Source organism: Streptomyces sp. NPDC001100 (genome assembly GCF_053598575.1).
Genome location: NZ_JBSFKO010000001.1, coordinates 448,282 through 467,283 on the forward strand (window position 1 = coordinate 448,282; position 19,002 = coordinate 467,283).

The 19,002-nt window shown below is 70.9% G+C and carries 13 protein-coding genes; 10 read left to right on the forward strand and 3 right to left on the reverse strand.

Features of this window, described 5'->3' with window-relative positions; all coding sequences use genetic code 11:
* Nucleotides 1-70 precede the first annotated feature (70 nt).
* The 4 genes from ACWDEW_RS02010 to ACWDEW_RS02025 all read left to right on the forward strand — a co-directional run bounded on the left by ACWDEW_RS02010 (nucleotide 71) and on the right by ACWDEW_RS02025 (nucleotide 7,904).
* Entirely contained in the window at nucleotides 71-3,919 is a 3,849-nt protein-coding gene (locus ACWDEW_RS02010) for a WD40 repeat domain-containing protein (protein WP_450508651.1), read from the forward strand.
* Nucleotides 3,920-4,074: 155 nt separating this feature from the next.
* Nucleotides 4,075-4,926 carry an NlpC/P60 family protein gene (locus ACWDEW_RS02015; protein WP_450508653.1) on the forward strand — a complete coding sequence of 284 codons (852 nt, stop codon included), beginning with the start codon at nucleotides 4,075-4,077 and terminating at the stop codon, nucleotides 4,924-4,926.
* 260 nt (nucleotides 4,927-5,186) lie between these two features.
* The gene (gene fusA, locus ACWDEW_RS02020; protein ID WP_450508655.1) at nucleotides 5,187-7,277 is read left to right on the forward strand and encodes an elongation factor G; all 2,091 of its coding nucleotides are present in this window, start codon (nucleotides 5,187-5,189) and stop codon (nucleotides 7,275-7,277) included.
* Between the two features lie 300 nt (nucleotides 7,278-7,577).
* The gene (locus ACWDEW_RS02025; RefSeq protein ID WP_450508657.1) at nucleotides 7,578-7,904 is read left to right on the forward strand and encodes a putative quinol monooxygenase; all 327 of its coding nucleotides are present in this window, start codon (nucleotides 7,578-7,580) and stop codon (nucleotides 7,902-7,904) included.
* A gap of 52 nt (nucleotides 7,905-7,956) precedes the next feature.
* Here ACWDEW_RS02025 and ACWDEW_RS02030 read toward each other — a convergent pair whose 3' ends face one another.
* Nucleotides 7,957-9,729: a coagulation factor 5/8 type domain-containing protein gene (locus tag ACWDEW_RS02030; RefSeq protein WP_450508658.1), complete on the reverse strand. Its 1,773-nt coding sequence runs from the start codon at nucleotides 9,727-9,729 to the stop codon at nucleotides 7,957-7,959.
* Nucleotides 9,730-9,939: 210 nt separating this feature from the next.
* Between ACWDEW_RS02030 and ACWDEW_RS02035 the strand changes: the two genes are divergently transcribed.
* The 6 genes from ACWDEW_RS02035 (at nucleotide 9,940) to ACWDEW_RS02060 (ending at nucleotide 17,517) form a co-directional block, all read left to right on the forward strand.
* A complete protein-coding gene (locus ACWDEW_RS02035) occupies nucleotides 9,940-11,256 on the forward strand; it encodes an ABC transporter substrate-binding protein (RefSeq protein ID WP_450508660.1) in 1,317 nt (438 codons plus the stop codon).
* Between the two features lie 8 nt (nucleotides 11,257-11,264).
* Nucleotides 11,265-12,260 (forward strand): carbohydrate ABC transporter permease, encoded by a 996-nt coding sequence (locus tag ACWDEW_RS02040; RefSeq protein WP_450508662.1) that lies wholly within the window; start codon nucleotides 11,265-11,267, stop codon nucleotides 12,258-12,260.
* Entirely contained in the window at nucleotides 12,253-13,113 is an 861-nt protein-coding gene (locus tag ACWDEW_RS02045; protein WP_078532652.1) for a carbohydrate ABC transporter permease, read from the forward strand. The genes ACWDEW_RS02040 and ACWDEW_RS02045 overlap by 8 nt, the downstream gene beginning before the upstream one ends.
* A 38-nt stretch (nucleotides 13,114-13,151) precedes the next feature.
* Nucleotides 13,152-14,510, forward strand: coding sequence for a GH1 family beta-glucosidase (locus ACWDEW_RS02050; protein WP_450508664.1), 1,359 nt, complete (start codon nucleotides 13,152-13,154; stop codon nucleotides 14,508-14,510).
* A 182-nt stretch (nucleotides 14,511-14,692) separates the two neighbouring features.
* Nucleotides 14,693-16,558 carry a discoidin domain-containing protein gene (locus tag ACWDEW_RS02055; RefSeq protein WP_450508666.1) on the forward strand — a complete coding sequence of 622 codons (1,866 nt, stop codon included), beginning with the start codon at nucleotides 14,693-14,695 and terminating at the stop codon, nucleotides 16,556-16,558.
* Nucleotides 16,559-16,674: 116 nt separating this feature from the next.
* Complete coding sequence (locus ACWDEW_RS02060; RefSeq protein ID WP_450508668.1) at nucleotides 16,675-17,517, forward strand: alpha/beta fold hydrolase; 843 nt, start codon at nucleotides 16,675-16,677, stop codon at nucleotides 17,515-17,517.
* Here the strand turns inward: ACWDEW_RS02060 and ACWDEW_RS02065 are convergent.
* Nucleotides 17,504-17,896 (reverse strand): SCO5389 family protein, encoded by a 393-nt coding sequence (locus ACWDEW_RS02065; RefSeq protein WP_450508670.1) that lies wholly within the window; start codon nucleotides 17,894-17,896, stop codon nucleotides 17,504-17,506. The two genes, ACWDEW_RS02060 and ACWDEW_RS02065, sit on opposite strands and share 14 nt — an antisense overlap.
* 62 nt (nucleotides 17,897-17,958) lie before the next feature.
* Nucleotides 17,959-18,906, reverse strand: coding sequence for an ATP-binding protein (locus tag ACWDEW_RS02070; RefSeq protein WP_450508671.1), 948 nt, complete (start codon nucleotides 18,904-18,906; stop codon nucleotides 17,959-17,961).
* Nucleotides 18,907-19,002: the final 96 nt, after the last annotated feature.

The window sequence follows — 19,002 nt, forward strand, 5'->3', positions numbered from 1 at the left end:
GTCGGACCCCCGCAGTAACCTGGGCATCCGCCGTCTCACGATCCGGACGGGTCATGACCAGGGGGACGACTTGGGGGATCAGCACCACGAACACGCGGGCGCCGACCGGACCGACCACCCGGAAAGCCCCGCGCAGACCACACCGTCCTTTCCGGTGCAGCTCAGACGGCTGCGCCGGGAACGCGGGCTGTCGCTCTCCGACCTCGCGCACCGGACGCACTACAGCAAGGGCTATCTCAGCAAGATCGAGACCGGCGTCAAGCGCGCGACCCTCGACGTCGCCCGCCAGTGCGACCACATCCTGCGCGCCGAGGGCGAGTTGCTTCGGCTGGTGGAACAACCGGGCCGGGAGCGGGGCAACGATGTCACCGCTCCCACCTGCCCCTACCGCGGCCTCTCGGCGTTCACCCCCGAGGACGCGGGCTGGTTCTTCGGCCGGGAGCGGGCCACGGCCGCGCTGGTCGAGCGGGTCTTCCAACGCCTGGGCGGCGGACCGCTGTTGCTCGTCGCCCCGTCCGGCGCCGGCAAGTCCTCCCTGCTCAGCGCCGGCCTCGTACCGGCCCTGCGCCGCCCCGGCGGCTTCCCGATGCCGGGCGCCGACCGCTGGCCCGTGATCGCCCTCACCCCCACCGCCCGTCCGCTGGACGAACTCCTCGAACGGACGGCGAAGGTCCTCGGCAGCGATCTCGACCTCACCGCACGGCAGTTGGCCGAGAGCCCCGACACGTTCCTGGAAGCCGTCCGCGCCCGCTCGGACGGCCCGCCGCCCGGCCCCGACGGCCGCCGCCCGCCACCGGTCCGGCCGGTGCTGCTGGTCGACCAGTTCGAGGAACTGTTCACCCTCTGCTCCGACGAGCAGGAGAGACGGACCTTCGTACGAGTCCTGCGCGCGCTGTCCACCGGCCCGGACCCCGCCGTCGTCGTCCTCGGCGTCCGCGCCGACTTCTCCGGCCGCTGCCTCGAACTGCCCGAACTCGCCCCGGTGTTCACCGACGGCCTGTTCGTCCTGCTCCCCATGTCCGTCGCGGAACTGCGCGAATCCATCACCCGCCCAGCCGAACTCGCCGGCATCACCCTCGAACCCGGCCTGGTCCCGCTCCTGTTGCGCGACGCCGGCCTGCGCGACGAGACCGGCACCACGACCCGCGCCGCCACCCCCGACGCCACCCCGTCCGGCGCCCTGCCCCTCGTCTCCCACGCCCTCCTCGCCACCTGGCAGCAACGCGAGGACACCACCCTCACCGTCGCCGGATACGAACGCACCGGAGGCATCCAGGGCGCCGTCGCCCGCACCGCCGAGACCGTGTTCGCCCAGCTCTACCCGGCCGAGCAGAAGACCATCCGGCGGATCCTGTCCCGGCTCGTCCACGTCTCCGACGAGGGGACCGCGGCGACCCGGCGCCGAGCCGGCCGCAGCGCGTTGACGGAACAACTCGCCGACGCGGACGCCGCGTCGGCCGCCCTCGACGTGTTCGTGCGGGCCCGCCTCGTCACCGTGGACCGCGACACCGTCGAGATCACCCACGAAGCCCTGCTGCACGCCTGGCCCCGGCTGCGCGACTGGATCCACGCCGACCGGGCCGGACTCCTCCTCCACCAGCAACTCGCCCACGCCGCCGCCGAATGGGAGCGCGAGCACCGCGACCCGTCCGCCCTCTACCGGGGCACCCGCCTCGACACCGTCCGCGCCTGGGCCGACGAACTCGACGGCCGCAGCCGCCTCGGCCCCCGCGAAGAGGCCTTCCTGCGCGCCAGCCAGGCCGAGGAGGACACCCGGGTACAGCTGGCGAGGCGTCAGATCCGGTTCCGGCAGGCCCTGTTCGCCACCCTCGCCGTCCTCCTCGGCCTCGCCGTCACCGCCGGCGGCCTCGCCTACCAGCAGCGCGCCGGCGCCCTCGACCAGGAACGCGTCGCCCGCTCCCAGGCCCTCGCCGTCCAGTCCACCTCCCTGGCCGGCGGCCGGCCCGAGGCGTCGATGCTGCTCGCCGAGGAGGCCTACCGCACCGACGCCACCCCCGAGGCACGCGGCGCCCTGCTGAGCACCCAGGCCCAGGCCTTCTCCGCCCGCCTCGTCGGCCGGCACGGCCCGGTCAACGCCGTCGCCTTCAACCCCGACGGCACACTGCTGGCGACGGCCGGCGCACATGGAGCGGTCCAACTGCGGCGGACGAGCGACCACCGTACGACCGCCACGCTCCCCGTTCCCGGCCGCGTGCGGTCGGTCGCCTTCAGCCCCGACGGGACCGTGCTCGCGGCAACCTCCTCGGACGGGCCGGTCCGGATCTGGGGCACCGCCGACCACCGGCTGCGGACCCTCCTCCCCGCCGGCACCAGGGGCGCCCGCGCGCTCGCCTTCGACCCGCGCGGTCGTACCCTCGCGATCGCCGCCGACGACGGAACGGTCCAACTCTGGGACACCGGGGGCAGCCACCCCTCCGGGATCCGGCTCGTCGGGCACACCGGCCGGGTCGACACGCTGGCCTACGCCCGCGACGGACGGACCCTCGCCTCGGGCGGCTCCGACCGGACCGTGCGGCTGTGGGACACCGACCGGGCCCGCCCCCTCGCCGTCCTCAGGGGGCACACCGACGAAGTGCTCGGGGTGGCGTTCGCCCCGGACGGGCGGAGCCTGGCCTCCGGCGGCGTCGACCGGACCGTACGGCTGTGGGACGTGGCCTCGCACCGGTCCACCGCGACCCTGACCGGACACAGCGACGACATCAACGCCGTCGCCTACACGCCCGACGGCGCCACCGTCGTCAGCGCGGGCGGCGACGGCACGACCCGGCTGTGGGACGTGCGCACCGGACGGACGGCCGCGATCCTCACCGGGCACACCGACTACGTGATGTCCGTCGCCGTGAACGCGAGCGGGACGACGCTGGCCACCGGCGGGTTCGACCAGTCCGTGGTGCTGTGGGACCTGCGCGGCCCGGTGCTGACCCCGCGCCCCTTCACCGAGGTCTCGCAGTCCGCGTACAGCCCGGACGGAAGACTTCTCGCGACCGCCGACGCCGACCACACCGTACGGCTGTGGGACGTGGCCCGGCGCCGGGTCGTGACCACGTTCACCGGCCACCGCGAGAGCGTCTTCTCGGTGGCGTTCGCGCCCGACGGCCGCACCCTCGCGTCGGCCGGCTCCGACGGCACGATCCGGCTCTGGAACGTTCCGGGGCGGCGCGCGCTCGCCACGCTCACCGGACACACCGGGGACGTCTTCTCGGTCGCGTTCGCGCCCGACGGCCGCACCCTCGCCTCCGCGGGTGCCGACCGCACGGTTCGCCTCTGGGACCTCGCGACCCACCGGCGCCTCGCCGTCCTGGAGGGCCACACGGACTCCGTCAACGACATCGCCTTCAGCCCCGACGGCCGCACCCTGGCCAGCGCGGGCGACGACCTGACCGTACGGCTGTGGGACACGGCCACGCGCCGCCGGCTCGCCACCCTGACCGGACACACCGGCGCCGTCAGGGGAGTGGCCTTCAGCCCCGACGGCAACACCCTCGCGAGCGGCGGCAACGACGGCACCGTCCGCCTGTGGGACGTCCGCCACCGCCGTCCCGCGGCCTCCCTGAGCGGCCACACCGGATCGGTCCGCGGCATCGCCTTCTCACCGGACGGCCGCCTCCTCGCCAGCAGCGGCAGCGACCGTACGGTCCGCCTGTGGGACGTGTCCGGAAGGCGGCCGTGGGCCGCGCTCACCGGGCACACCAACGCGGTGTGGGGCGTCGTGTTCGCCCCGGACGGGCGGACCCTGGCGAGCAGCAGCAACGACGGCACCGTCCGTCTGTGGGACCTGGACCCCGGCGCGCGCCTCGCCCGGATCTGCCGGCTGCGCAGGGCACTCGGCCCGCGCGAGCGCGGCGAGTTGATGCCGGGACTGCCCGTGTCCCGCGCCTCCGGCTGTGCGAAGCCCTGAGGACGGAGCATCAAGTGCCGCTGGTGGGAGGGGGTTTCCCAAGGGTTTCCCGTTGCCCTTCGGGGTGGGGTGCGGCCGGACTCTCGACCGGCCGGGCCCTGCTCGGCAGGCTGGGGGACGACCACTCACGGACCACAGGAAACGGGGGTCCCGGCATGCTCCGGCGGACCGGAATCATCGGCACACTCATCGGGCTCTTCGCCCTCCTCCTCTGGACACCCGCGGCCGTCGCCGCCCCGGCCGCCCCGGCGGCGAGCGGCTGCGCAGTCCTCGCCCCCGGCGGCTCGGCCGCTGCCGAGCGCGCGATCGCCGCCGCCTGCGCCCAGGTCGACGCGGGCACCTGGTACACGTGGGGCGGCGGCCACGGCGACCGGCCCGGCGCCACCTACGGCCAGGTCGACCCCACCGACCCGGCCAGCGAACACGACCCGGAGCGGCTCGGTTTCGACTGCTCGGGCCTGGTCCGCTACGCCTACGCGCAGGCCGCCGGCTCCGACATCCTGAACGGCGACGCGAGCCGGCAGTACTACACCACCCGCGCGGCGGCCCGCTTCACCGCCGCCCAGGGCACGGCCCCGCTGCTCCCCGGCGACCTGCTCGCCTACGGCACCTCGGCGGACCTGCACCACATCGCGATCTACCTCGGCGCGGGCAAGATGGTCGAGGCGAAGCAGTCCGGCACCCATCTGATGGTCAGTGACGTCCGCCTGGGCGGCGACTACTTCGGCGCCGTCCGCGTCAACACCGGTGCCGTCACCGGGCATGTCTTCCAGACCTGGGGCACCGGCGTCTGGACCAAGACGGCGCCCTCCGTCGGTGCCGGACGCGTCTACGCGTTCCCGGACTCGACCACCATCCGCGTCGAGTGCCAGAAGCACGCCGAGGTCGTCACCGCCGACGGCTACACCAACGACGCCTGGGCCTATCTGCCCGACTACAAGGCATGGATGACCAACATCTACATCCAGGGCCCGGCGTGGCTCGACGGAGTGCCTACCTGCGCCTGACCGCCCGCTCCCCGATAAATCGCATGCCCCACCACCCCGGGCTTCCCTACACTCGCCACATCCGTTGACGAGTGAGGGGAGCCCGCCGTGCGTGACCGCACCGCCGTTCTGCTCCTGTCCTCGTCCCTCCGGTACCCGCCGCGCGGTCGGTACCGGACACCCGTGACGAGCAGCTGAGTACCTGACTTCACGTCAACTCCCTTTTCTCGTACGGGAATCGCGCCGCCCTGCACGGAATCACTCTCGAAAGGCCACGGGCCGTGCGCACCGAACGCCCTGTCACCAACCCGCTCGCCGCCGTCCGCAACCTGGGCATCCTCGCCCACGTCGACGCAGGCAAGACCACCGTCACCGAGCGGTTCCTCTACCTCACCGGCACCACGCACAAGCGCGGTGAGGTCCACGACGGCACCACCGTCACCGACTTCGACCCCCAGGAACGCGACCGCGGCATCACCATCTTCGCCGCGGCCGTCAGCTGCGCCTGGGACGGCCACCGCGTCAACCTCATCGACACCCCGGGACACGTCGACTTCGCCGACGAGGTGGAGCGCTCACTGCGCGTCCTCGACGGCGCGATCGCCGTGTTCGACGCCGTCGCGGGCGTGGAGCCGCAGAGCGAGTCGGTGTGGCGCCAGGCCGACCGGTACGGCGTGCCGCGCATCGCCTTCGTCAACAAGCTGGACCGCGCGGGCGCCGACCTCGACACGGCCGTCGCCTCCATCCGCGAACGGCTCCATCCGGCGCCGCTGGTGGTGCAGTTGCCGATCGGCACGGAGGGCGGCTTCACCGGAGTCGTCGACCTGCTGCGCCTACGGGCGCTGGTGTGGCCGGACACGGACGGCCCGGCGGCCGAAGTCCCGGTGCCGGACGGCCTGTTGGCGGAGGCACGGCGGCGTCGGCGGCTGCTGGAGGAGGCGGTGGCGGAACTGCATCCGGGTGCGCTGGAGGAGTTCTGCGCCGAATCCACCCTGTCCGCAACGACGTTGAGCGCGGCACTGCGCGACCTGACCCGTACCGGCGACGGTGTGGTCGTGCTGTGCGGCTCGGCCTACCGCAACCGGGGCATCGAACCGCTGCTGGACGCCGTGGTGGCGTACCTCCCCTCGCCGTTGGACGTGCCCCCGGTCCGGGGAACGTACGACGGCGGCGAACAGGAGCGGGCTGCCGATCCCCAAGTGCCGTTGTCCGCCCTGGCGTTCAAGGTGAGCGCGGCGGGGACCGGACGGCTGACGTATCTGCGGATCTACTCGGGCACGATCGAGAGGGGCGACACAGTGTGGGATCCGGGCACACGGCGCACCGAGCGGATCGGGCGGATCCTGCGGGTGCAGGCCGACCGGCACGAACGGCTGGAGCGGGCGTTCGCCGGGGACATCGTCGCCGTGGCCGGACTCAAGTCCGTCCGCGCCGGTTCGACCCTGTGCGCGCCCGACGCCCCGCTCGTCCTCGAACCGCCCGCGGTCGCCGACCCGGTGGTCTCGGTGGCGGTCGAGGCCCGCAGGAGCGCCGACACCGAACGGCTGGCGTCGGCGCTCGCCCGACTGGCCGAGGAGGACCCGTCGCTGGTCGTGCGGACCGACGCCGAGACCGGTCAGACGGTCCTGTCCGGCATGGGCGAACTGCACCTGGAGGTCGCGGTGGAGAAGATCCGCCTGGCCACCGGGGTCGAGGTCGACGTCGGCCGGCCGAGGGTGGCCCACCGGGAGACGGTGGTGCGCGGGGTGTCCGGTTTCGTGTTCCGGCACGTCAAACAGGACGGCGGCTCAGGCCAGTTCGCGCACGTCGTACTGGACGTGGAACCGCTCGACGGCACCGGCACCGGCACCGGCACCGGCTCGGGCTCGGGCTCGGATTTCGAGTTCCGTTCGGCGGTCGTCGGCGGGCGGGTGCCGCAGGAGTACGTCCGCTCGGTGGAGGCCGGCTGCCGCGACGCCCTCGCCGCGGGGCCGGTCGGCGGGTTCCCGGTGACCGGGCTGCGCGTCACGCTGACCGACGGGGCGACCCATGTGAAGGACTCCTCGGAGCAGGCGTTCCGCACGGCCGGCCGCCTCGGCCTGCGGGAAGCGTTGCGCGCCTGCGAGACGGTCCTCCTCGAACCGGTCGCCGAGGTCACGGTCACCGTGCCCGAGGACGCGGTTGGCACGGTCCTCGGCGACCTGGCCGCCCGCCGCGGCCGGATCACCGGCTCGACGACCCGCACGGGCACCGCGCTCGTCACGGCGACCGTGCCGCTGGCCGAACTCTTCGGCTACGCGACGAGGTTGCGCAGCCGCACCCAGGGCCGCGGCACGTTCACGGCCCGGCCGACGGGGTACGCGCGGGTGCCGGGCGCGGTGATGGCCCGGTAGCGGGCACGGCGGGAGACGTCTCCACGTGGGGGCGCCTCCCGCCGTGGTGTCGGGGGGACGCTCTCCGCGTGGGTGTGGGTGTGGGTGTGGGTGTGGGTGTGGGTGTGGGTGCGGGTGCGGCGGCGGTGCCCCGGCGCGTGGACGGGGTGTGCGCCGACATCGGCCGCGGTAGTGAACCAACCGGTGCCCGCCCCCGTAGGGCAGGTGTCCACGGTGGGGCACCTCCCGCCGCCTGTCCGTGGGAGGCACGCTCGGAACGGCACGTTTCCGCGTGTCGGCCCGACACCCCAGGAGCACCGCATGATCTTCATCGCCGTACGGTTCCCCGTCCGCCCCGAGTACCGGGACGAATGGCTGGACCGGGTCGCCGAGTTCACCGCCGCGACCCGGGCCGAGCCCGGCAACCTGTTCTTCGAGTGGTCCGTCGACGCGGCCGACCCCAACCGCTTCGTCCTGCTGGAGGCGTTCGCCTCCCCGGAGGCCGGCGCCGTCCACGTCGGCTCCGAGCACTTCAAGGCCGCCATCGCATGGATGCCGGACGTCGTCGCCGCGACGCCCGAGATCATCCATGTCGAGGTGGAGGGCGGGGGCTGGTCGCCGATGGCGGAGATCACACCACGGGGGTGACGGTGGTGGGTGCGGACCGGAGGGGGAGCTCCGGCCCGCACCCACCACGACCTCAGGGGTACGACACCACGGTGGACGGGACCGTCGACGTGCCCGAAGTCGCCGCGCCCGTCTCGTTGATGACGTGTTCGTACTGGCCCTGCCCGCCGAGCGAGACGACCAGCAGGTCGTGGAACTTCACGCCCGAACGGTTGGGGGCCGCGAAGCCGTTGTGCTGCACGATCGTCGGGTCGACGTTGTAGTAGCAGTAACTGCCCAGGCCCCAGCCCTCGTGCACGGTCACGTTGTCACCGACCTTGTAGGCCGCGTACCCCTTGATCGAGCCGTTCTGGATGGCCGCCTGGTTCGGGGCGTCGTACGCCTTCTCGTTCTGGAAGAAGATCGTGCGGCCCCGCTCGCCGTTCCACTGCACGTCGTACTTGTTGAAGTGCTCGACGAACAGGCCGGTGGTCAGTACGTCGGCGCCGTTGACGACGAGGCCGTAGTCGGCCCGGTTGACGTCCCAGCCGATGCCCGTTCCGTGGTCGGCGCGCCAGAGCCAGGTGTGGTCGACGATGGTGTGCCGGTTGTTGATGACCATGCTGGTGGTGGCCTTGCCCGCGCCCGCGCCGCCGATGCGGACGAACACGTCCTGCACGGTGGTCGGGTTGGCGGAGTGGTCCTTCGTCGTGCCCGAAGGGCCCACTTCCAGCAGGGTGTTGGAGTTGACCGTGCCCGCGTCGATCAGAAACCCGGCCAGGCGTACGCCGTCCACGTCGGCGGTCTTCAGGGCCGTGACTCCGTTGTCGGGGACGAGAGTCGCGTAACCCAGGCCCAGGACAACGGTGTTGGCGCGGTTCACCTGGATCGGCTGGTCGAGATGGTAGATGCCCGGCGTCAGCAGGAGGTGAAGTCCCTGCGTGAGAGCCTGGTTGAGGGTCGCCGCCGTGACGCCCGGCTTCGCGACGTAGAACTGCGACAGCGACAGCGAGGTGCCGCGCGGGGTGCCGTTGCCCCAGGTCACGCCACTCGCGTTGGTGCGCTTCTCGGGGAGGAAGACGCGGTACTCGGTGCCGTTGAGGTAGAGGAAGGGCTTCTCGCGGGAGACGGGGGTCGTGGCGAGGGTGGTGTACACGGGGTTCGGGAAGCTCTGGGCGGGGGCGCCCTGGACGCCCGAAAAGACCATGTTCCAGACGCCGTTGAGCCAGCTGCCGATCGCGCTGTCCCGGGTGTACCACTGCTGCTGCGAGTACGGCTGGACCTGGCCGTCGATCCGGCTGTCGGCGATGTAGCCGCCGCTGGCCCAACCGTAGCCGTTGGGCGCGAGGTTGAGGTTGCCGCGTACGTGCATACGACGGAAGGGGGCCGCCTGAGCCACGGCCCACCTGTTGGTTCCGCTGACGGGCACGAGCGCGAGGTTCTCCGCCGAACGCCAGAAGTTCTGGGTGGCGTTGCCGTTGAACCAGCCCGCGTCGACGGTGACGTCGCCGTTGATGGTTGTGTCGTCGGGGGAGAGGCCGAGGCCCGCGATCGAGGTGTAGAAGCCGAGCTGGGCGTTGAGCCCGGAGTAGGTGCCGGGCTTGAAGAAGAAGGCGTAGCGGCCGGTGCCGAACTGGGCCGTCTCCTGCTGGGCGAAGACCTGGTCCAGCTTGGCCTGGATGCCGGCGGTCGACGGGTCGAAGACGATGACGTTCGGACCGAGGTCGCCGCCTCCGGGCAGGGCGCGCGGTGTCACCGCGGTGGGGGTGGGGGTGGAGGCGGCGGCGGAGGCGGCGGTGGGCAGGCCGGCCAGCGCCGATGCGGCCGCGGCCGCGCCGAGAACGGTTCTGCGTCGCACTGAGGACATAAGGCGGCTCTCCTTGTTCATGAAATGAACGCCGGTGGGGTTGGGAGCGCTCTCTCGCGGGGGAATGCTTCAGGTCCGTGAACGCGGCCGTCAAGAGGTACGACCGAGTTCGACGAGTGGCGTCCAAACTCTTGACGCGTCTTCCTTCCGAGGTTTAACTCACGTCCTAAATTAAGTCGTGAGTGCATTCCCTGAAGGGACACCCGGAGTATGCGCAGCATCCGAGCCGCGGCCGTAGGCGCCGTCACCATGTCAATCGCCCTGGCGGCCACGGCCTGCGGAGGCGGTTCGTCCACGGGTGGGGGATCCAACGACTCGCCCAAGACGCTCACCTACTGGGCCTCCAACCAGGGCGCCAGCATCGCGATCGACAAGAAGGTCCTGCAGCCCGAGCTCGACAAGTTCAAGAAGCAGACCGGCATCACGGTGAAGCTGGAGGTCGTGCCCTGGTCCGACCTGCTCAACCGGATCCTGACCGCGACGACTTCCGGCCAGGGCCCCGACGTCCTGAACATAGGCAACACCTGGAGCGCCTCCCTCCAGGCCACCGGCGCCTTCCTGCCGTGGAACGCGGCCAACTTCGCGAAGATCGGCGGCAAGGACCGCTTCGTCGACTCCGCGCTCGGCTCGACCGGCGCCACCGGCAAGGACCCGGCCGCTGTCCCGCTCTACTCGATGGCGTACGCGCTCTACTACAACAAGCAGATCTTCGCCGACGCGGGCATTGCCCAACCCCCCGCCACCTGGGCCGAGTTGGTGGCAGACGGCAAGAAGATCCAGGCGAAGGGCAAGCAGGTCCTCGGCGCCGAGGGCGCCAACGTCTCCGAGAACATCCACCACACCTTCGTCTTCGCCAAGCAGCACGGCGCCGACTTCTTCACCGCCGACGGAAAGGCCGACTTCACCAACGACGGTGTGGTGGCGGCCGTCAAGCAGTACGTCGACCTGATGGCCAAGGACAAGGTCATCCCGGTCGGCAACGCCGAGTACGCGCAGAACCAGTCCGTGAGCGACTTCGCCAAGGGCAAGACGGCGATGCTGATGTGGCAGTCCGCGTCCGCCAACCTCAAGTCCCAGGGCATGAGCGACAGCGCGTACGGCATCGCCCCGATACCCGTGCAGTCCGGCACCCCCGGCACCGGCACGCAGGTCAACTCGATGGTGGCCGGCATCAACCTGGCCGTCTTCAAGAACACGAACAACTTGGACGGTTCCACCAAGTTCGTGAAGTTCATGACGAGCGACGCCGAGCAGAAGATCCTCAACACCGCCTACAGCTCCATCCCGCCGGTCAAGACCGCGCAGACGGACACCGCGTTCAACACCCCCGCGAACGCCGTCCTGAAGAACACTCTCGCCACCAGCGCCGCCGCGCTGCCGCAGGTCGCCGACGAGTCGCAGTTCGAGACGGCGGTCGGTACGGCCGTCAAGAACCTGTTCGCCGATGCCGCCGCCGGACGCGCGGTCACCACCGCCTCGGTCAAGGCGGAGCTCGAAAAGGCCCAGCAGCAGATGCCGGCGAAGTGAGTGCGACTGTGACGAGCACTGTCACCCCGGAGGCCGCCGTGCGGAAGAACCCTTCCGACCCGGCGGCCCCCGGCCCGCGCCGGCGGCGCGGCGAACGGATCCGCCGTATCGGACTGCCCTACCTGCTGCTCCTGCCCGCGCTGGTCCTCGAACTCCTGGTCCACCTGGTGCCGATGGTCATCGGTATCGTCATGAGCTTCAAGGAGCTCACCCAGTTCTACATCCGCGACTGGGGCACCGCGCCCTGGTCCGGCTTCGACAACTACAAGGTGTCGGTGGACTTCGACGCTCCCGTGGGCAAGGCGCTCCTCCACTCCTTCTTCGTCACCGTCGGCTTCACCCTGCTCTCGGTCGCCTTCTGCTGGCTGATCGGCACGGTCACCGCGATCTACATGCAGGACAACTTCCGCGGCCGTGGCTTTCTGAGAGCGCTCTTCCTCATCCCGTACGCGCTGCCGGTCTACGCGGCGGTCATCACCTGGGTGTTCATGTTCCAGCACGACAACGGCCTGGTGAACCACGTCCTGCACGACCAACTGCACCTCACCGACAAGCCGTCGTTCTGGCTGATCGGCGACAACAGCTTCTACGCGCTGCTGATCGTCTCGGTCTGGAAGGGCTGGCCGTTCGCCTTCCTCATCGTGATGGCCGGCCTGCAGAACATCCCCAAGGAGCTGTACGAGGCCGCCTCCATCGACGGCGCCGGCCTCCTGCAGCAGATCCGCCGCATCACCCTGCCGTCCCTGCGCCCGGTCAACCAGGTCCTGGTCCTGGTGCTGTTCCTGTGGACGTTCAACGACTTCAACACGCCGTACGTCCTGTTCGGCAGGTCGGCCCCCGAGGCCGCGGACCTCATCTCGGTGCACATCTACCAGGCGTCGTTCGTCACCTGGAACTTCGGCACCGGCTCGGCGATGTCGGTCCTCCTGCTGCTGTTCCTGCTCGTCGTCACCGGCGTGTATCTCGTGTTCACCTCACGCGGACGGAAAACCGCCGATGTCTAGCCCCACCTCGCCCATGGCCCCGCCCCGCTCCTTCATCTGGTCGCGGCGGATCTTCCTCACCCTGCTCACCGGCTTCGTCCTGGTGCCGGTGTACGTCATGCTCTCCAGCTCCCTGAAACCGCTCTCGGACGTCACGGGCAAGTTCCGCTGGCTGCCGAGCGGGCTCACGATCCGCCCGTACATCGACATCTGGTCGACGGTCCCGCTGGCGAAGTACTTCATGAACTCGCTGATCGTGTCCGTCGCCGCGACGGTCTGCTCGGTGGTCATCGCCGTCTTCGCCGCCTACGCCGTCAGCCGCTACGAGTTCCGCGGCAAGCGCGTCTTCACGGTCACCGTCCTGTCGACCCAGATGTTCCCGGGCATCCTCTTCCTGCTCCCGCTGTTCCTTCTCTACGTCAACATCGGCAACGCCACGGGCATCGCCCTGTTCGGCTCGCGCGGCGGCCTGATCCTGACGTATCTCACCTTCTCGCTGCCCTTCTCCATCTGGATGCTGATCGGCTACTTCGACTCCGTCCCGAAGGACCTGGACGAGGCGGCGCTGGTGGACGGCTGCGGTCCGCTCGGCGCACTGCTGCGGGTCGTCGTACCGGCCGCGATCCCCGGCATCGTCGCGGTCGCCGTCTACGCCTTCATGACCGCGTGGGGCGAGGTCCTCTTCGCCTCCGTGATGACCAACGACTCCACCCGCACCCTCGCCGTCGGACTCCAGGGCTACTCCACGCTCAACGACGTGTACTGGAACCAGATCATGGCCGCCTCGCTGGTCGTCAGCGTGCCCGTGGTCGCCGGCTTCCTGCTGCTGCAGCGCTATCTCGTCGCCGGGCTGACGGCGGGCGCCGTCAAGTGACCGACCCGACCAACTCCGTTGACCGTAAAGGGACTTCAGTGACCATCGACTTCGCCGCACTCCCGCACGACTTCCTGTGGGGCACGGCCACCGCGGCGTACCAGATCGAGGGGGCCGTCGCCGAGGACGGGCGTTCGCCGTCGATCTGGGACACCTTCTCGCACACCCCCGGCAAGATCGACAACGACGACAACGGCGACGTCGCCTGCGACCACTACCACCGCTGGCGCGAGGACATCGGTCTGATGCGCCGACTCGGCGCCAACGCCTACCGGTTGTCGATCGCCTGGCCCCGGGTGGTCCCCGGCGGCGACGGCCCGGTCAACCCCAAGGGCCTCGCGTTCTACGACGAGTTGGTGGACGGACTCCTGGAGGCGGGCATCACCCCCTCCGTCACCCTCTACCACTGGGACCTGCCCCAGGCGCTCCAGGACCGCGGCGGCTGGCCCGAGCGCGCGACCGCCGAGCACTTCGCCGCGTACGCCTCGGTCGTCGCCGAACGGCTCGGCGACCGCGTCACCCACTGGACGACCCTCAACGAGCCGTCCTGCTCGGCCTGGATCGGCCACCTCGAAGGCAAGATGGCACCCGGTTGGACCGATCTAACAGCCGCCGTCCGAGCCTCCTACCACCTGCTCCTCGGCCACGGCCTCGCCGCCCAGGCGATCCGTGCCGCCGCCCCGAACGCCCAGGTCGGCATCGTCAACAACCTCTCCACGGTGTACCCCGCCAGCGACCGCGACGAGGACGTGCAGGCCGCCCGCAGGCAGGACGGCCACGTCAACCGCTGGTGGCTCGACCCGGTCCACGGCCGCGGCTTCCCGGCCGACATGGTCGAGACGTACGGCGTCGAACTCCCCGAGCAGCCGGGCGACTTGGCGACCATCGCCGCCCCGATGGACTGGCTCGGCCTGAACTACTACTTCCCGGCGACCGTCGCCGACGACCCCACCGGCCCCGCCCCCTTCACCCGCGCCGTGCGCCGCCTCGACGTCCCTCGCACCGGCATGGACTGGGAGATCGACGCCTCCGGCATCGAGACCCTGCTGCTGCGCCTCACCGAGGAGTACGACCCGCGCCGGATCTACGTCACCGAGAACGGCTCCTCGTTCCCCGACGTCGTACGCCCCGACGGCACCGTCGACGACCCGGAGCGCCAGGACTACCTGGTCCAGCACCTCGCCGCCTGCGCCTCGGCGGCCCGCAAGGGTGCCCCGCTGGCCGGGTACTTCGCCTGGTCGCTGCTCGACAACTTCGAGTGGGCGTACGGCTACGAGAAGCGCTTTGGACTGGTCCACGTCGACTACGACACCCAGGTCCGCACGATCAAGGGCTCCGGCCACCGGTACGCGGAGATCATCCGCGACCACCGCAGCCGGGCCCGGCGCGCGGCCTGACCGAGACCGCCCCGGTGGGTGCGGGCGGGGGAGCCCGCGCCCACCGGGGCACCAACAGCCCCAGCAGTCCTATGAGTTCCGTCAACCCCATGAGTCCCGTCAGTTCCATCAACCCCGTGAATGTCATGCGCACGTCAGCACGAGCACCCCCAGAAGGAGATCCGCCCCTCAGGGAGACCCGCATGCGAACCCGCACCCTGCTCACGGCGCTCACCGCGCTGACCCTGCTCTGCGCCACCCCGGCCCTCGCCGCCCCCGCCGCGCAGGCCGCCGCCGCGGCGACCTGGGACACCGACCGCGCGGCCGCCGCCTACGCGGCGAACCCGGCCGCCGTCACCGCCTCCGGCAGCGAGAACGCCGGCACCACCCCCGGCCTCGCCTTTGACGGCGACGGCGTCACCCGCTGGTCCAGCAACTTCGCCGACGACGCCTGGATCCGCCTCGACCTCGGCACCACCCTCCGCGTCGACCGCGTCACCCTCGACTGGGAGGCCGCCTACGGCAAGAGATACGTCCTGGAGATCTCGAAGAACGGCACCGACTGGACCCCTTTCTACACGGAGACGGCCGGCACCGGCGGCTCGGTCACCACGAGCACCCACCCCCAGGAGGCGACGGGCCGCTACATCCGCCTGCGCGGCCTGGAACGGGCCACGCCCTACGGCTACTCGCTCTACTCCTTCAAGGTCTACGGCGGCGAACCGGCCCCCGCGTCCACGACGCGCATCAACCTCGCCCTGAACCACCCCGCGTACTCCAACTACTACCAGCACAACGGCAATTCACCGTCGTACGTCACCGACGGAGGCTGGCCCGCCAACCTCAAGGACGACGCGACCCGCTGGTCCAGCGACTGGAACGCCGACCGCTGGGTCTCGGTCGACCTCGGCGCCACCTCGACGATCGACACGGTCGACTTCTACTGGGAATCCGCCTACGCCGTCGACTACTTGCTCCAGGTCTCCGACGACAACAGCACCTGGCACACGGTGTACGAGCCGCCGGCCGCCGACATCGTCGCGCGGAGGGCGAACATTCAGGCCCCCGCCGACGCGACGGGCCGCCACGACACGGTGACCCTGCCCCAGCCGGTCACCGGCCGTTACGTCCGCATGCTCGGCAAGGAACGCCGCTCCTTCTACAACCCGGCCCCCTACACAGCCCAATTCGGCTACTCCCTCTACGAGTTCCAGGTCTGGGGCACCGGCGGCAACGCGTCCGCCGCCTACCCGGCCCTCCCCGGCGACCAGTCGGGGACGTACCGGACGACGTTCTTCGACGACTTCACCTCCACCGCCCTGGACCGCTCCAAGTGGCGGGTCCTGCGGACCGGCACGGAGATGGGCCCGGTCAACGGCGAGTCCCAGGCGTACGTCGACTCGACGGACAACGTTCGTACGCAGAACGGTGAGTTGATCCTCGCGGCGAAGTACTGCGAGGGCTGCACCCGGGCGGGCGGCGGCACCTACGACTTCACGTCGGGCCGCATCGACACCAACACCAAGTTCGACTTCACGTACGGCAAGGTCAGCGCCCGTATGAAGCTGCCGGTCGGCGACGGATTCTGGCCCGCCTTCTGGCTGCTCGGCAGCAACGTCGACAACCCGTCGGTCTCCTGGCCGGCCTCCGGCGAGACCGACATCATGGAGAACATCGGCTACGCGAGTTGGACCAGCACCTCGCTGCACGGCCCCGGTTACTCGGCGGACGGCAACATCGGCGCCCGCCAGACCTACCCGAACGGCGGCACCGCCGACCAGTGGCACACGTACGCCGTCGAATGGACCCCGACCGCGATGCGCTTCTCCGTCGACGACAACCTCGTCCAGGAGACCACCCGCAACAAACTCGAATCCACGCGCGGGCAATGGGTCTTCGACCACAACCAGTACGTCGTCCTCAACCTCGCGCTGGGCGGCGCGTATCCGGCCGGCTGGAACCAGGTGACCACGCCTTACCGGGGCCTGCCGCAGTCGAGCGTCGACAAGGTCGCGGCCGGGGGAGTTCAGGCGGAGGTGGACTGGGTGCGGGTCGAACAGAAGCAGTGAGAGCTGGGCCGGTCCGGAGCGCGGAACCGGACCGGCCCGTCCGCCGCACGCGGGGCGCCGAGCCGTACCCGGGAATCAAGTTGCCGCACATCGTGCCCCCTGACACGCTCACGTCCATGCCGACCTTCACCGCACCCGACGGAACCCGCCTCGCCGCGCACGTCTTCGGCGACGGCCCGCCCCTGGTCTGCCTGCCCGGCGGACCGATGCGGGACTCGTCCTACCTCGGCACCCTCGGCGGCCTGAGCGCCCACCGGCGGCTGATCCGGCTGGACCTCCGGGGCACGGGCGCGTCCGAGGTGCCGCGGGACCCGGCGTCCTACCGCTGCGACCGGCTCGTGGACGACGTCGAGGCGCTGCGCGAACACCTCGGCCTGGACCGGATCGACCTGCTCGCGCACTCGGCCGGCGCGAACCTGGCCGCGCTGTACACGGCCCGCCACCCCGACCGGGTGGCCCGGCTGACGCTGGTCGCTCCCAGCGTCTACGCGGTCGGCATCCAGATCTCGGCCGAGGACCGGCTGCGGGTCGCGCGGCTGCGCGGGTCCGAACCGTGGTTCGGGCCCGCGTTCGCCGCCCTGGAGGAGATCACCGCCGGGCGGGCCACGCCCGACTCCTGGGAGGCCATCTCGCCCTTCGCCCACGCCCGTTGGGACGAGACGGCACGAGCCTTCGAGGAGGCCGACGCGAAGGAGAAGAACGCGGAGGCCGCGGCCGTCTACGCCGCCGAAGGCGCCTTCGGCCCGGCCGACACCCGCGCGGCGCTGGCCGGCTTCACCTCCCCGGTGCGCGTTCTCGCCGGGGAGTTCGACATCTCCGCTCCGCCGCAGGTGCTGGCCCGGTACGCGGAACTGTTCCCGGACGCCGAGTTCGTGGTCCAGCCCGGCGCCGGACACATGCCGTGGCTGGACGACGCCGAGCGGTTCGTCGCGCTGGTGCTGCCCGTCAGCAGTCCCTGAACTCCGGTGACTGGTTCAGCACTTGGGACCGCAGTGAAGTGAACCTGGCGTACGTCTCGCCGTCCCGTGCCGCGGGCCGGAACGCCGCCACCCGGTGGCAGTTCTGGAAGGCCAGCGCCACCCCGAAGTGACGCTCCAGGCTGCCCCGGATCGCGTCGCTGGCCAACGCCCGCAGCAGCTGGCCGCGTTCCTTCTCGGACGGCGGCGGGGTCTGGTTGTCGGTGAAGTCGGCCGTGCCGTCGTGGAGTTCGGCGGCGAGGCCGGCGACGAGGTCGTAGGCGTACGGCAGGGACGTGCGGACAGTGTCCACGAAGTCCGCCTCGCGGATGTCACCGTGTTCGGCTTCGGCGAGGAGCTTCGGGGAGACGTCGAGAGACATGAAAAGGGGTGTCCTGTCGGGTAGTTGGGAGTGGTGGGGGGTGAGGCGGGGTGGGGCGGTCGTCAGGTCAGTGCCGGCGGGCCCGGTACGTAGTCCGGGTCCACCTGGGCGGCGAGGTCCAGGCCCGTCGCCCGGTCCGCCCAGGCCCGTGCGTTGCGCAGATGGAACTCGACGGCGTGGCGGTGCAGGGTCGGCCAGTCCCGGAGGCAGGAGTCCACGGCCTCGCGCAACACACGTAGGGCGTGCGCGTTGTGCGGTTCCAACTCGCCCTCCGACCGGCCCTGTTCGGCGGCGCGGACGGCGGGGGAGTGGACGAAGTGGGTCAACAGGTCGTCGCCCACCTCGTGTTTGAGGAAGAGCAGGTCGTCCTCGCCGGTCACCTTGTTGCCGATCACGGCGATCCGGATCCCGAACTCCCGTGCGTGGTCCCGGTACTGGCGGTAGACGGAGACGCCCTTGCGGGTGGGTTCGGCCACCAGGAAGGTGAGGTCGAAGCGGGTGAACAGGCCGGAGGCGAAGGCGTCGGCGCCCGCCGTCATGTCGACCACCACGTACTCGCCGGGGGTGTCGACGAGGTGGTTCAAGTACAGCTCCACCGCGCCGAGTCTGGAGTGGTAGCAGGCCACCCCGAGGTCGCTCTCCGCCAACTCGCCCGTCGCCATCAGCGGTACGTCACCCGCCCGGGCCACGTGCCGGGCGTGCACCTCGTCGTCGCCGAGCAGCCGCAGCAGGCGTGAGCCGCGTCCCGGCGGGGTGGTCTTGATCATGGCCTCGGGGGAGGCGATGCGCGGGTTGGAGCCGCGCAGGTAGTCCTTGAGCTCGGCCAGCCGGTCGGCCAGGGGCGGGGCGGTGACCGGTTCGGTGCCGGGGGCCAGGGCCTCGGCCAGGTGCTGGTTGATGTCGCCGTCGATGGCGAGCACGGGGGCGCCGGAACGGGCCAGTTGTCGGGCGAAGAGGGCCGACAGCGTGGTCTTTCCGCTGCCGCCCTTGCCGACGAACGCGACGCGCACTACCGGTCCGTCGCTTTCGCGGTTTTGAAAATGAATGTCATGTGGCTAGGTTTTAGGGGTCGGCCGCCGGGCTGTCAAATCGAGAGCGATCACGGG